The 14,412-nt window shown below is 53.0% G+C and carries 11 protein-coding genes and 2 pseudogenes; 1 reads left to right on the forward strand and 12 read right to left on the reverse strand.

Annotated elements, in window-relative coordinates; translation table 11 throughout:
• Positions 1-65: 65 nt before the first annotated feature.
• From GJU83_RS11560 to GJU83_RS11570, 3 genes and pseudogenes are all read right to left on the reverse strand, one after another.
• Positions 66-182 (reverse strand): annotated as a pseudogene (locus GJU83_RS11560) (hypothetical protein); the annotation flags it as partial.
• A 738-nt stretch (positions 183-920) separates the two neighbouring features.
• Positions 921-2,093, reverse strand: coding sequence for a glycoside hydrolase family 88 protein (locus tag GJU83_RS11565; RefSeq protein ID WP_069184883.1), 1,173 nt, complete (start codon positions 2,091-2,093; stop codon positions 921-923).
• Positions 2,094-2,129: 36 nt separating this feature from the next.
• A complete protein-coding gene (locus tag GJU83_RS11570; protein WP_167352720.1) occupies positions 2,130-3,305 on the reverse strand; it encodes a CaiB/BaiF CoA transferase family protein in 1,176 nt (391 codons plus the stop codon).
• A gap of 127 nt (positions 3,306-3,432) precedes the next feature.
• Here GJU83_RS11570 and GJU83_RS11575 point away from each other — a divergent pair, with 127 nt between their 5' ends.
• Positions 3,433-5,118 (forward strand): AMP-binding protein, encoded by a 1,686-nt coding sequence (locus tag GJU83_RS11575; protein ID WP_083231872.1) that lies wholly within the window; start codon positions 3,433-3,435, stop codon positions 5,116-5,118.
• A gap of 29 nt (positions 5,119-5,147) precedes the next feature.
• On the opposite strand, the gene GJU83_RS11580 is transcribed toward GJU83_RS11575, so the two are convergent.
• The 9 genes and pseudogenes from GJU83_RS11580 to GJU83_RS11615 form a co-directional block, all read right to left on the reverse strand.
• Complete coding sequence (locus GJU83_RS11580; RefSeq protein ID WP_227514609.1) at positions 5,148-5,570, reverse strand: TetR family transcriptional regulator C-terminal domain-containing protein; 423 nt, start codon at positions 5,568-5,570, stop codon at positions 5,148-5,150.
• Positions 5,571-5,582: 12 nt separating this feature from the next.
• Positions 5,583-5,717, reverse strand: a pseudogene (locus GJU83_RS19210) (TetR/AcrR family transcriptional regulator); the annotation flags it as partial.
• Positions 5,718-5,912: 195 nt separating this feature from the next.
• A complete protein-coding gene (locus GJU83_RS11585; RefSeq protein ID WP_069184886.1) occupies positions 5,913-7,505 on the reverse strand; it encodes an aldehyde dehydrogenase (NADP(+)) in 1,593 nt (530 codons plus the stop codon).
• A gap of 74 nt (positions 7,506-7,579) precedes the next feature.
• Positions 7,580-8,896 carry a TRAP transporter large permease gene (locus GJU83_RS11590; RefSeq protein WP_069184887.1) on the reverse strand — a complete coding sequence of 439 codons (1,317 nt, stop codon included), beginning with the start codon at positions 8,894-8,896 and terminating at the stop codon, positions 7,580-7,582.
• Complete coding sequence (locus GJU83_RS11595; RefSeq protein ID WP_227514607.1) at positions 8,889-9,422, reverse strand: TRAP transporter small permease subunit; 534 nt, start codon at positions 9,420-9,422, stop codon at positions 8,889-8,891. Before GJU83_RS11595 ends, GJU83_RS11590 begins: the two co-directional genes overlap by 8 nt.
• 112 nt (positions 9,423-9,534) lie before the next feature.
• Positions 9,535-10,593: a TRAP transporter substrate-binding protein DctP gene (gene dctP, locus GJU83_RS11600; RefSeq protein ID WP_069184889.1), complete on the reverse strand. Its 1,059-nt coding sequence runs from the start codon at positions 10,591-10,593 to the stop codon at positions 9,535-9,537.
• Positions 10,594-10,695: 102 nt separating this feature from the next.
• Positions 10,696-11,847 carry a CaiB/BaiF CoA transferase family protein gene (locus GJU83_RS11605; RefSeq protein WP_083231873.1) on the reverse strand — a complete coding sequence of 384 codons (1,152 nt, stop codon included), beginning with the start codon at positions 11,845-11,847 and terminating at the stop codon, positions 10,696-10,698.
• A gap of 24 nt (positions 11,848-11,871) precedes the next feature.
• Positions 11,872-13,002, reverse strand: a complete 1,131-nt coding sequence (locus GJU83_RS11610) for a 4-hydroxybutyrate dehydrogenase (RefSeq protein WP_141697245.1) — start codon at positions 13,000-13,002, stop codon at positions 11,872-11,874.
• A gap of 13 nt (positions 13,003-13,015) precedes the next feature.
• Positions 13,016-14,284 carry an acyl-CoA dehydrogenase family protein gene (locus GJU83_RS11615; RefSeq protein WP_227514608.1) on the reverse strand — a complete coding sequence of 423 codons (1,269 nt, stop codon included), beginning with the start codon at positions 14,282-14,284 and terminating at the stop codon, positions 13,016-13,018.
• Positions 14,285-14,412: the final 128 nt, after the last annotated feature.

Here is a 14,412-nt window from a genome sequence, read left to right on the forward strand (position 1 = left end):
ACTCCACTTGCTAAACTTGTTTTTTACAAATTACTTAGTACTGTGTCATGACGAGACGTTACCGCTCATTCACCCTCAGCTTTTTTGCCAAAAGACGGCCATGTATCACTTAGTCGATAACCTTCCGGCCAGGGATCCTCGGGGTCTAGCATGTGTTGATGAATACCTGTGATCCAGCCTCGACGCGGTTGAGAGACCACCACTCCCGAACTAGGTCATCCAACGTGTTCGGAGCGGCCAACTTTATGTGGCTCCTGGAACAGATGGTTAGCAAGCGTCCGGTAATTCCATCATGCGCCTAGCTGTTTTCAAGACTCCGTATAAACCTGTCAGCCAACAAGTGGTTCTTAACACCTTTGACATTGAAAAACTGCGTGCAGGACCACCTATTTAAGACAGTAATAGGCCAGCCTTCGCGAGATTATCGACATACACCGCGTCATTAAAGATAGCTTCAGGAAAACAGGTGAGTTTCCGCGAGCGTTAATGCGCTCCCCCGAACGGGTCCAGAAAATTCGGGGAAAGCGACTTTACTTACTTGGCTTTATTGATAGTCAATCGTCGGCGCATCCTGATGCCCGGCAATTACCTTCTTCACTTATACCATCAGGCAACTGTTTCTCCGGAGCAGTGGTGCACGGCTCAATCTGTTGGATAACAGAATCCTGCGGTGCTTTTTTTGACATTGCGTAGACGACATCACAATCCTGAATACTGCATAGAGCATAGCGCGTATCGAGGTTTCAAGTAGCTGGTACGCCTCAACGATCTAATGGCAAAACCTAGCTTTTCCGCTTTTTTCGAGCGAGTACAGCACCCCGGTTAACGTCCACGCCAGACCTTAGAGGTATTTGCCTGACAAATATTCGGGAATATTCAGCGAATACCTCAAGACTCAGCCACGCTCAAGCTCCTGAGTATCAACCAAGTCTTTTCGTGGGCAAGCGACCAGTCAGTAAACCCAAACAGTGCAATAGGAAATAGTCGCCCCAAATCAGCTCATGCTCAATGGCAACACCACGCATTGGGTCAAAGCAACCTCGTGTTAGCACCAAGGGGGGAATGGTACCTGCGCCCCCTGGAATGGTCGCAACGTAGTCACGACAAAGGGTCTTCACTGTGGCACGAGCTTTTCCTTGATATTCCTGCGCGACTTCTTGATCATCAAGGACAGTAGCCAGTGTAAGCAGAGCATAGCAGGCAATGGAGGTTGCAGAGGTGTCCTTTGGAGTTCCAGTTTCCTGAGGCGCATCGAAATCCCAGTAAGCCACTCCATCATCGGGTACATTCTCAATCCACCATCTGCAGACTCTTTCGGCGTAGTCACGGATTTCACGATTTTCCGGATACAACGCTGATAGATAAGCGTAGCTCATCATGGCCCAAGCCTGAGCGCGCCCCCAGGTAGAGTTCGGGCTGAAGCCCTTGTGGGTGTATGTTTTGATCAACTTGCCTGTTTGGCTGTCAAAACTAGCGGATTGGCATACTGAGCCATCCTCGCGAACGCAAAATTCAGCATTGGTCAGGGCGTGGCGGATTGCCACATCCCTAAATTTATCGTTACCAGTCTTCTCCGCAGCCCAAGCCAGCACTAAACTGGCTGATAGGCTGTCGATATTGGTTTCGTTCTCGCCGACCGTGTGGGCCTCTTCCGCCTTTGTACCCAAGGGCATCAGACCGATATTCGGGCGGAAGGTAGCGCACAGGCTGTTGGCCGCAGCTAACGCAAGTGTCTCGGCTTTCTTGCTACCCGCAAGATCCGCCCCAACAGAACATCCAAAATAGAACAGGAAGCCCCGAAACACCGAATCAGAATCAACCCTCGGCTCCAGGCGCTCTACCCATTCCTCGGCCGCTTGCCAGAGTGATGAATCGCCAGAATAGTGACCACTCAACCAGAGTACGCCGGGCCAAAAGCCTCCAGTCCAAAAACCATCTTCCGTGGTAGTCCACTCTCCGGTTGTCGTATCGGCGTAGTGGGGAAATCCAGCTAGCGGTTGTTTTAAAGTGAGACGCGCTCGCTCCACTAGACCTTCAATGGTTTGATCCAACAAGCGGTTTTCGTCATTGCCGCATGGCGGTTTACCGTTCATAAGTTAGTGCCCCTCTTGATTGTCTTTGATGATCAGTCAGTTAATGACTCCACGTTCCAGGAAACCTCTGATCTCGTTTTCGGTGTAGTCAAAATCACTCAAAATCTCACGTGAAAATTCGCCCAGAGCGGCGGGCGGCCGTGGCTTTTGTTTAACCTGACTGGCCAGTTTTACTGGATTGCCAACCAGTTGAACTGGCCCATGGCCTGGTATGTCCACCTCCCGCAAAATATCATTCTGAAGGGTTTGTGGATGCTTCAGGGTCTCGTCCAGATCCAACACCGGCGCACACAGAATGTCGGTCTTGGATAGCCGCTCGACACATTCAGCGGTAGTGTATCGTTCCATCACCGGCCCGAATTTTTCCTGAACTATGTGGGCATGCTTACGTTGTAGACTTGCTGTGGCTAGCAGCGGATCAGTGCTCATATCGTCTTCGTCAAACGCGGTGCACATAAGCTGTAGCGGGTTGTCTCGGAACAAAGTGAGAACAGTGACCCACCCATCCAAGGTCTTGAAGATCATGGCGTACTGAACCCAGTCGGTGCGGTAGCTGTACATCGAACGGCTGGAGGCCTCAAGCAGTTGCATGGCAATGGCAACATCAAACAGAGAGGTGGTAACCAGATCTCCTTTGCCAGTCCGTTCCCGACCCATCAGAGCCGCCAGAATTCCCTGCGATAATGACGCTGCCGTGGCATAGTCAACCGTCGGGGTAGCAGTTAAACGGGGACGGTCACCGGATTCCACCCCGTTCATGGCAAAGCCGCTGAGAGACTGCGCCAACATATCCTGGCCCGGCATCCCTGATAGGGGACCTCTAGCGCCGAAGGCATAACCAACGGCATAAACTAGCCTGGGATTACGCTTGGAAACTTCCTCGTAACCAAAACCCAGTCGCTCCATAGCCCCGGGCCGAAAGTTGTGAATTAGCACATCGGCTTTATCAATCAGCTTGCCAAGGACTTCTCGACCTTCAGCCTGCTTCAGGTCGAGGCACAGGGTCCGCTTATTACAACCAACCGCAGCGTAGTAACAGCTCATATCCTCTCGGGCAGTACCGACTTCGTCGAGATCCCGCATAATATCGCCTCGGGGCGGCCGTTCAATCTTAATCACGTCGGCGCCGTAGTCCCCAAGCATCTGCCCGGCAAGAGGCACCTGCATAACCATGCCAAGCTCTAGCACCGTGATCCCAGAAAGTGGTTGCATTGTTTTCTCCATCATCCCTATTTACTTACTAACCGTATAGTATTTAAATGGTATGCGCAACTCAGTTTGACAATTATTGATTGTTAATTTAGTTCTCAACACACGCCCTGATAGCCTGAGACGCTTTATGCTTCTAAATGACCAATTATCTGAATTCGCAATTCCGGATTCGCTCTCTGAGTGGACATTACCAAAAGTCGCTGCACGTCGTGTGGGGGCCTCACCCGAGGCAGTTTTTGCCCGCGACGTCTCGGGTAACAAGGAGACTTATGGCCAGTTTATGGACCATGCGGAGGCGTTAGCAGCGCATTTCCTTCAGGTAGGCATCGAGCCCGGTGACCGAATCCTGGTCTTTGCTGACAACAGCATCGCGGCCCTACACGCATGGATGGCCGCTGCGCTAGTTGGCGCGGTCGATGTGTCAGCGAATACTGGGTATCGCGGTAACTCTTTGGCCCATGTCCTCAACTTGGCCAAACCCAGCCTAATTGTCAGTGATGCTCATCTGATTCCATTTATTACCGAACTGAATTTTGATTTTTCGAGCGTCCAGCAGGTTGTTGTTATCGACAACTCGGAAGCTGATCCTACCGAACTGGCCAAAGGGTTCGAGGCCAAGGGAAATATCGACGTTCGGCATCACCGTAACCTCATCGCCACGCCTAGACCACAGGAGCAGACCTGGCCAGAGATCCTGCCCTCTGATGCGGCGTCTGTAGTGTTCACGTCTGGCACCACCGGTCCCGCTAAAGGCGTGGTGATGCCCCATGGCCATGTCTGTCTATTGGCTCACACCACCGCAGGGGAAACCGGCATGAACTCGTCTGACGTGTTCTACAGTGCTCATCCCCTGTTTCATATTGCTGGTAAGTTCATGGGAGTACTCGCCATCTTTGCCGCTGGTGGAACCCTCGTCCTTGACCGAAAGTTTGATGCTAAAAGCTGGCTCGATCGCATCCGGGAAAGCGGAGCAACCATAAGTATTGCCCACGGACCGATGATCGAAATGATCCAGGCTGAGCCAGCACGGAGGGAAGATTCGGACAACGCTCTCACACGCCTGATGTGCTGCCCATTGCCCAAACGCCATGGTTATGCCTTCCTAGAACGGTTTGGCGTTAAAGGTATTGAAATGTGGGGTATGAGTGAAATTGGCTGCCCATGTTGGACCTCGAGGCAATCTCCAGCGATTACCGGCTCCTGCGGAAAAGTGCTTACAGAGTGGTATGACGTGGAACTCGTCGATTCGGAAACAGACCGACCGATACCAGATGGTACGGCAGGTGAAATTGTAGTTAGGCCCCGGTTCCCTTGGACTACCATGCTGGGCTACATGGGCATGCCAGAGGAAACGGTGAGCGCATGGCGCAACCTTTGGTTCCATACCGGAGATATCGCTGTCAGGGATAGTAGCGGCAACCTGTTCTACGTCGATCGCAAGGGCGATCGTATCCGCCGCCGAGCAGAGAACATATCATCGTTTGATATCGAAGCGGCAGTGGCTGACTTTCCCGGTGTGAAAGAGTGCGTGGCGATAGGCGTTCCGTCGGGCTATGAAAACGACGACGATATCCTAGTTTACATCGTAGCCATGGAAGAAGCCGTCATTGAACCACAGGCTCTGTTGAGCTTCCTGGCTCAGACGCTGCCCCACTTCATGGTGCCCCGCTATATAGAGCTCACCGACGAACTGCCCAGGACACCCACCAACAAAGTGAAGAAAAAACAGCTTTCAGAGCGTGGCATTCAATCCAGCACTTGGGATCGCAAAGCTGCCGGCATCAGCCTAAAGAAGCTTATCGACCCGGGATAAATAGCATTGGCCAAAATCGGCGGGAATGCTTAGCCAATACCGTGCAGTAACATGTGCCGTACGTTTTTAACCAGATCAGGACCGCTGATCTCAGCGCCACGCAGGTGCCATTCCAGCATCATGCCATCGTGGACCGCCACGATCATGGAGGCGAATGAGCGAGCATCAATGTCTGACGACATCGCACCAACTGCCTGGGCCTCTTGGACCACTTCTTCTACGGCCTTATGTACATCTCCGTAGAGTTCCCTGATGGCCTTGGCAATGTCGTTATCCTGACGTGCGAATTCAATGGCCATCTGGATCATGAAGAGCAGCTCGTTGGGTCGTTCCGCGCCAAAGTCAGCACCCTCGTGGATGTAGCGGATAATCCGATCCACATGGTTGCCAACAGGATTCCTTAGAGTGGCTACTAGACCATCCACAAGATCCTCACGTAGAACATCAAACATTTGCAAGACCAGCTTTTCCTTGCTGCCAAAGTAAAAATAAACCGAACCTTTAGTTAGGCCGGCTTTTGACGAAATAGTCTCAAGGCTGGTGGCATGATAACCACGTATCACAAACAATTCGAAAGCAGCTTGGGTCAGTCGCTTCATGCTGCGTTCGCGAGAAATTTCGTTTTTGTTGAGTTTCTTCCCAGTTTTAGTCAACTTCTTTTCCTACGTGAATAAAACTCTTGGATGAAGCGGAGTATAGCTCGCGCCGAAAATAACCCGCCCATGATACATAAAGTTGAAAACGCCGCTAAATCGTGACTACTACCTGCCACGACTAGCGGCTTGGTTCCTTACTTAAGGTTTATCACCCCATATTTCCCGCTCGCCATCCAACAAGCGATTCAGTTTATAAGGGTTGGCCTCCTTCAGGGCATGCGGGAGCAAAGCATCCGGAAAATTCTGGTAGCATACAGGCCGGAGAAAACGTCGGATAGCCGCGCTTCCGACAGATGTTGTGCGGCTATCAGAGGTGGCCGGGAAAGGCCCTCCATGAACCATTGCATGGCAAACCTCTACACCTGTCGGCCAACCATTGACCAGTATTCGACCAGCCTTGGTCTCCAGTGTCGCGAGCAGCGATTGTGCAAGCTCGAGATCGTCGTCGTCCATGTGCAGTGTGGCGGTGAGCTGCCCCTCTAGGCTGGAGGCGACGTGCTGCATTTCCTCAACCCCTTCGCACTCTATGATCAGGGATGCGGCACCGAAAATCTCCCGTTGCAATGCCTCGTCTGCGAGGAAATCGGCGGCACTAGCGGCAAACAAGTGAGGCTGACAGCTATTGGGGGTTGTTCCTTGCGATCCACTCGCCAAGCATTTAATGGCGGCATGGTCAGACCAGCGCTCGATGCCTTGTGTATAGGCCGCGTGTATATCAGGCGTGAGCATAGTCTGACCATCTGTTCGTGTTACGGCATCCATAGCAGCTTGCTTGAATACATCAAAGTCTTCCCCGCGACAACCAATTACTAAGCCCGGATTAGTGCAGAATTGACCCGCGCCCATATTAAGCGACGCCACATAGTCCTTACCGATACTGCTAGCCCGAGCCGCAACAGCTCCCGGCATCAGGAATACGGGGTTAATGCTGCTCATTTCTGCAAATACCGGAATCGGTACTCTGCGCTGTTGCGCAATCGATGTAAGGGCCATCCCGCCGCGCTGGGATCCAGTGAACCCAACCGCTTGGATGCAGGAGTTGGCCACAAGGGCCTTACCGATGACATTGCCGGCACCGAACAGAAGTGAAAATACTCCATTAGGCATCTGGCAGGTCTTAGCCGCTTGTTGAATTGCCCTACCAACCAACTCAGATGTACCAGGATGTGCAGAGTGCCCCTTGACCACGACCGGGCAGCCTGCAGCCAGCGCTGATGCCGTGTCGCCGCCCGCGACCGAGAATGCTAAAGGAAAATTACTCGCACCAAAAACCGCGACCGGCCCAACGGGAATTTGCCTTTGGCGTAAGTCAACCCTAGCCATCGGCTTGCGGTCCGGCAACGCGGAGTCCACCCTAATGTCCAACCACTCACCGGCACGCACCACCGAGGCAAACAATCTGAGCTGACCACAGGTCCGGCCTCGCTCGCCTTCAATCCGACTCTTCGGCAGTCCAGTTTCAGCCACGGCGCGCTCAATCAGACTAGAACCTAGGGCCTCGATTTCTGTGGCGATAGTGTCGAGAAAACTCGCTCGAGCTTCCAGAGAAGTTTCCCGGTACTCATCAAAGGCCTCCAAAGCTAGGCTGCAGGCTTGTTCAATATCCCTTTCACTGGCCCCGGGAAAGTCTGGCTCCAAGCGCTTTCCGGTGGCAGGGTTAACTGGTTCAATGGCAGCTTGATCGCCCCGGTAGCTAGTCTGACCAATCAATTGATGTCCTGATACAGTCATGATGACCTCCTTAGAATGTTGCGGCGGCGGATAGCCACCGCTGGTCTATTTTTAAAAAGTTCAGCCTCGGACATTTAACCCAGCAGCACTTCTGGCAACCTGGTCGCTAGCTCAGGGAATGCCAGCACCAACGCCAAGGTAATGATCTGAAGAATGATGAACGGAATTACTCCACTATACATATGGCGTAGGGTAATATCCGGCGGCGCTACCGCTCGAAGATAGAATATCGACGGTGCCATGGGTGGAGTCAGATAGCTGGTTTGCAGTACCACAAGGAAAGCAATACAAAACCAAATAGGGTCGAATCCAAGGTTCAGCACCAGCGGCATAGCAATCGGGATGACGATCAGCACCACCGAAATCAAGTCGAGGACAAATCCTGCTAAGAATGTTAGAAGCAGGATCAGTGCAATCACACCCCAGGCTGGGATACCGAGGTCATTCAGCAGAGTCTGGATTGCGAGCATACCGCCAGATGCGAAGAAGACCCCCGCAAACATACTGCCGCCCAGAACGATGAGCAGGATCATCGTAGTAATCAGCAGAGTTTTCATCAGTGCGTTACCGAACAGATGCCAAGTAAACGTACGATAGATAGCTGATAAACCAACCGCTCCCAACGCACCCCAGGCAGCCGCCTCCGTGGGTGTAGCTACGCCCATAAGGATGCTACCGAGCACGGCGAAGATAAGTATCGAAGGCGGAATTAGCGCCACTGCAGTTATTCTCAGTTTCTGCCCAAGGCTATACTCGGGGCTGCCCTCTATCGCGCGTGGAGCCATAGCCGGCTTTGCAATGGCAATGCCGACCACGTAAAGACCGAAAAGCACAGCCATTATCAGCCCAGGCAGCAGCAAACCGGCAAAGAGTTCACCCACCGAAACGTTGGCAACCGGCCCCAGCACGATCACTGTTATGGAAGGCGGAATTACCGTACCTAGCGACCCACTGGCGCACACGGTCCCGGAAATCAATCGCTTGTCATAGGCATGTTTCAACATAACCGGTACGGTTAGTAAGCCAATCACAGCTTCTGTGGCACCGACTACACCACTGATGGCAGCAAAGATAGCTCCCATAATAATAGTGCTGAGGGCCATGCCTCCCGGTAGTCGCCAGGTCCAGATATGAATAGCCTCAAGCAACTTCGATGCGATGCCACTTTTCTCCAGGAAGGCTCCCATGAAGACAAATAACGGTACTGCGGCCAGCACCGAATTGCCCGCGACGCTATCAATCTGGGAAATCAGCTGGAACGATGCAGAACCGCCGAACTGAATCACACCGAAAATAAACGCGGTGCAAATCATCGACAATGCAATGGGGAAACCGCCCAACAGGAAAATCAGGAGAACCGGGAACATCCAGAATCCGATGTATTCACTCATGCCACACCCCTGACTCACCTTCGCCTTTAAACAGGATGGCAATAGAACGCGCCAATTCGACGGCGGTTTGCGCCGTCAGTATACCGAACCCGATAACCCAGACTGTTCGGAACGGCCAGATCAGGGGGTTCCAACCGGAAGCTCCGGAGGTTTCCTGATACTCATAGGCCTCCAGCGCATACTGAAATAACGCGTCAACGATCCAGATCAGTGCCACTAACAATACTGCCAAGCCAATCATGTCCATGGTCGCTTTGCCTCGTGGCGGCAAGATCCCATAAAAGATATCGACGTTGACATGTTCGCGGACCTTCAGCGCGTACGCCATGCCCAACAGAAAAATTGATCCCATGAGCATGTAGCTCATTTCATACGCCCAGACTGTTGGCGTGTTCAGGATGTAGCGGCTAACGACCTCATAGGTCAACGAACCAATCAGCGGCACGATCAGTAATGCACCGATCAGCGCAGCTGCTTTCGACAACGCATCCACGGCTTTTCCGAGGTAGCTGGAAACATTCATCATGCATACCCTAATGCCGATGCCCCGGGCAAGAACCTAGGTTGGGCCGAGAGCATCGTGTCTTTGATAATGCCGGGCCTCTCACAGAGATAGAGGCCCGCTTCACACCCTGCTTTTACTGCTCACCGCCGATGGGGAAGCGATACTGAGGCCAGACAGCGAGTTGACCCTCAAAATCCCTCAGAGAATTCAGTACTCTGGCGAACCACTCATTGTCCTCAGCCTGCTTGTCTTCCCAATTAGTTGTGGCCTCTTCAATTGTCGCCATGAAGTCCCGATCAAGGTGCACAACTTCATTGTCACCCTCGGTCATCTCCTTGAATGCTGAAAGGTCAGCATTGGCACCAGCACTCCAGCTTTCATACATGGAGAGCTTTGCAGCTGTGGCGATTGCCTGCTGGTCTTCTTTGGAAAGACCCGCCCAGACCTTCTTGTTGATTTCGCACTCCAGGACCCCCCCAGGCTGGTGCATGCCCGGTACAACTATATACTTAGCTATATCGACGAAACCTGTCGGCTTGTTGATCTCTGGGCTCCCCCATTCAGTGGCATCGATTACACCCCGGTCAAGCGACGTATACACTTCGGCTCCCGGCATCACAATAGTGGAAGCGCCAAGGTCGGACGCAATCTCAGCCCAGGCGCCGGAAGTGCGAATCTTCAGACCTTTGAAGTCTTCGTGGGTCTGAACCTTCTTATTTGAATGCAGGAAAATCTCTGTACCGATTATCGCGCAGGGGAATGACACTACATTGAACTCTTCATCGCGGTACTCTTGCCAGAGTTCCAAGCCGCCCCCCTCATAGAGCCACATCAGGTAACCTTCTGGGGTTGGTGAGCCCGCATAGCCTGCAAAAAGCGCGGTGGTTCGATCCCTGCCCCAGTCATAGGCCATCCAATTGTGCCCTATTTCAACAACACCGCGGTTCACTGCCTCGGTGACTTTTAGCGGATTAGACAGGGTACCGCCCGGGAAGACATTGATCGTGATGCGGCCGCCGGTGAGCTCCTCCACATTTTTGGCAAAGCCTTTAGCATCTCGCTCCAGCCAGGGACCACCGCCCCAGGGCGTAGCCATTTTCCAGGTTAATTCCGCGGCCATCGCACTACCGGCAGCAAGGTTTACGCTGGCGGCGATAATAGCCACCTTGATAGGGTTTGTGAGCTTTCTCATTGTTGATCTCCTTTCGTCTTGCGTAGTTGGCCGGTTCCCCTTTACGGAGTTCCGCCCGGTTTTTGTTGTTATGAGCTTTTGTGACGGCCAAGCCCTTCAGTCTCAGCGTTGAATGGGTTTAACCGGTGGCCACACCAGCCCTGTCACGTTCGAGGTTTCAGGGACGGCCTTGTTGATCTTCACTTCTGAGAGACCTATCTCTCGGAGGACCGTATGCGAAATGTCCGTGCCATCAGTGACACCCGGCATGGTTGGGGTTCTGGAATAGCGAGGAATGGCTGGAATAGTATAGGTGTCGCTGCCAGGAAACCGAGCTTGCACATGCGAGTGTTTGAACACCTCATCTGGCGCTAACACCGGTGAAACGCAGGCATCCAGGCCCCTAAAGTGCTCCACCCAGTGGTCCCGGGACCGGCCAGCAAATATTCGCTCGAACTGTTTGGTCATTGCGGGCCAAGTGTCCGGATCCATGTGATCTGGCACTGGTTGCTCTAGGTTCAGTCCACGCCACAGATTAGTGAAAAACGCACTTTCCAAAGCCCCAACTGCCAGGTACTTGCTGTCGCTGCAGACGTAACACCTGTAAAAAGGGGCCTCTCCAGTCAGTAGGCCTTTGCCACGAGAAGGCAACACCGCCTTACCCCAATCCTGGTAGTGCATCATCATCAAGGAAAGACAGCCATCTACCATAGCAACGTCCAGGAACTGCCCCAGTCCCGAGCGCTCCCTTTCCAGTAGGGCTCCGAGGATAGAATAGGCGGCGTAGAGTCCACCAGCGGCAAAATCCGCAATAATGTTTAATGGCAGTGCCGGTGGTCCCTCGACCGGGCCCATGGCGCCAAGGGCACCGGACAGACCAACATAGTTGATATCGTGACCTGCCTCTTGAGCGAGCGGACCATCCTGTCCGTAGCCTGTCAGAGAGCAGTACACTAGTCTCGGGTTGTATTGCCTGAGGGAGTCATAGTCGAGGCCCAGGCGGCGCATAACACCAGGACGAAAGCCTTCCATCAAAACATCTGCATCGGCAACCAACAGGCGGAAGGCTTCCAGACCTTCTTGGCTTTTAAGGTCAAGGCTTATAAAGCGCTTGCCACGACGGTAGCTGTCAATTGGTAAGCCGGAACGACCTCCGCCGATGACAATAACCTCTGCCCCCATATCTGCTAGCAACATTGAGCCGTACGGACCTGGCGCAAGACGAGTTAAATCCAAAACGCGGGTGCCCTTCAGGATTGAGTTCTGCTCAGTCATATCAAACTCCTCACGATCACAAGCTCAGCCCATGGTTTCTCGTAACATGGTGAGAAAGTCCTCAGCCGATGCTGGACGCGGATTGGTAGCGGTGGAGTGGTCTTCTTCGGAAAACTGAGCCATGTCCTCGAGCACCTCATCCGGCACACCCATTGCACGGAGATTCTTTGGCATGCCCAGCTCGGCATTCAAGCGCTCAAATTCTGCTGGCAGGTCGGCATCGCCTGGCAGGCCCATAGCGGCCTTGAGATGGTCAAATTTGTCACCACAATGACTCTGGTTAAAACGTAATACAGGTGGCAACAACACCGCATTCAGGGTTCCATGGTGCAGCTTAAGCTCCTTCAGGCCACCAAGAGCGTGGGACATAGAGTGCACGCCCCCCAAACCCTTTTGGAATGCCAGCGCACCTTCCAGGGCCGCTATCATCATTTCACTTCGTGCTTCCATATCAGTTCCGTCTTTTACGGCGCGAATCAGATACTTCGAAGCTCGGCGGAGGCCGTCCAACGCAATGGCATCGGCCGGTGGATTAATCTTGGGGCTCAGGTAAGTTTCAACACAGTGGGCAATGGCATCCATCCCGGTTGCTGCGGTTAGCCCGGCCGGAAGTGAGCGGGTCAGTTCGGCGTCGCAGATGGCCAAGTCCGGGATCAAGTAAGGGGATAAAAATCCGAGTTTACGGCCATCGTTTAGCGTTATAAGGGACGCCCTGCCTACCTCGCTTCCAGTTCCTGCTGTAGTTGGTACTGCCACGAGGGGAACGGTTGGGCCGATTCTGGCAACGCCACCATTAATCGCTGCATATTGGCGCAGTGGCCGCTCATGAGTTGCGAGCAACGCAACAGCTTTGGCAAGGTCTATGCTGGAACCGCCACCGATTGCAACGATGCCATCACAGTCGTCGCAACGATAGGCGTGTAAAGCGTCTTCTACAGCCGCTTCAGTCGGGTTAGCTGGAGTGCCATCATAAATAGCAACGCTGTCCGAAAGCTTGGCAGTTGCCCTAACCTTATCAAGGAGGCCGCTGGAAACCAGGCCAGCATCCGTAATGATCAGCGGCTTACTCACTTTCATACTTGCCAATTCATCATTCAGTGAAGCTATTGCGCCTGCTCCCAAGCGAATATTGGTCAGATAGTTAATTTGAGCAATCATGTTTTTCGTCTCAATCAGAAAGCATGGCTTTTGCGACGATCAATTTCTGGATCTCGCTGGTTCCTTCGTATATCTGGGTGATTTTCGCGTCGCGCATCATGCGCTCCACGGGAAAATCAGTCAGATAACCCGCACCGCCATGAAGCTGCACTGACTCGGTGGCCACTTTCATGGCGACATTGCTGCAGAATAGCTTGGCCATGGAGGCTAGGGTGCGGGCCTCGGGCTCCTTGTTTTCGACCGCTTGACACGACCGATAGAGAAGTTGGCGAGCAGCTTCAATTTCCGTTGCCAAATCGGCAATAGTGCCGCGGATCATCTGAAAGCGCGCCACCTGCTGGCCAAACACTTCTCTTTCTTTCACGTACTTGATGGCAGCATCAAGCGCCCCTTGGGCAATCCCGAGCGCCTGAGCTCCGATAAGCGGCCGAGTGTAGGCCAGCGAATCAGTGATGTACTGTCGACCTTCCTTAGAGTCACCAAGGAGCCGATAATCTTCGACGCGGCAATCTTCGAAAATCACATCAGCAGTGGGGCTACCTCGCACCCCCATCTTCGATTCCAGCTTGCCAAACGAAAGGCCGGGGTCAGATTTATGCACCGCGAACACACCAAAGCTATCTTCACCGGTTCGCGCTAGAACCGAGTACCAGTCAGAGCGGCTGGCATTGGTGATGTAGCGTTTTTGGCCATTAATTACCCACTGACCATCCTGGTATTGGGCGCGAGTACGAGCGCCCCAGACATCAGACCCCCCATGAATCTCGGTCAGACAGATGGATGCAACGGTATCGCCATTAATTGCCGGCTTCATAACCTCTTCGATCAACTGTGGCGAACCAAACGATGCTATCGGTCCAAGCCCGGCCCAAATCACCATCAGTGTCAGCGACGAGGTCGCACATACGCGGGCAATTTCCTCTAAACAGATGCTTTGCGCCAGCACGTCCCCAGACTGGCCACCAACTCTCTCATCGAAGGGCAGCGCAACCAGTTGCAATTCCTTGAATGCGGCAAGTGCCTCTTCAGGGAATCGCTTTTTTTCGTCGACATCCGCGGCGTAGGGTTGAATTTTGGTTTCGGCTAGGCGCCTCACCGCCTTGCGAAACTCTTCGTAATCCTCTCGTTCGAGCATCGTTCGTTCTCCTCGTTTTTGTTGATAGCGACTGCGCGTTTTTACCAATAAAGCACATACTATCCGGATGGTCAATAAAAAATAAAATGACAGCAACTCAGCAGAATTCTTGTAGCTGCAGTCGGTTAGCTGTTTGGAGGGCATTAGGGGCTCTACGTCGCCGGCTCTAAAAAAGTTAAAACCTGAACAAAGGCAATGAGTTGGCTTGATGTCGAGGAATACTATCCCTCATAAATCTCTCCCGTTTCGCCCAAAAGCCGTAAGAAATCACT

The organism is Marinobacter salsuginis (assembly GCF_009617755.1).
GTDB lineage: Bacteria > Pseudomonadota > Gammaproteobacteria > Pseudomonadales > Oleiphilaceae > Marinobacter > Marinobacter salsuginis.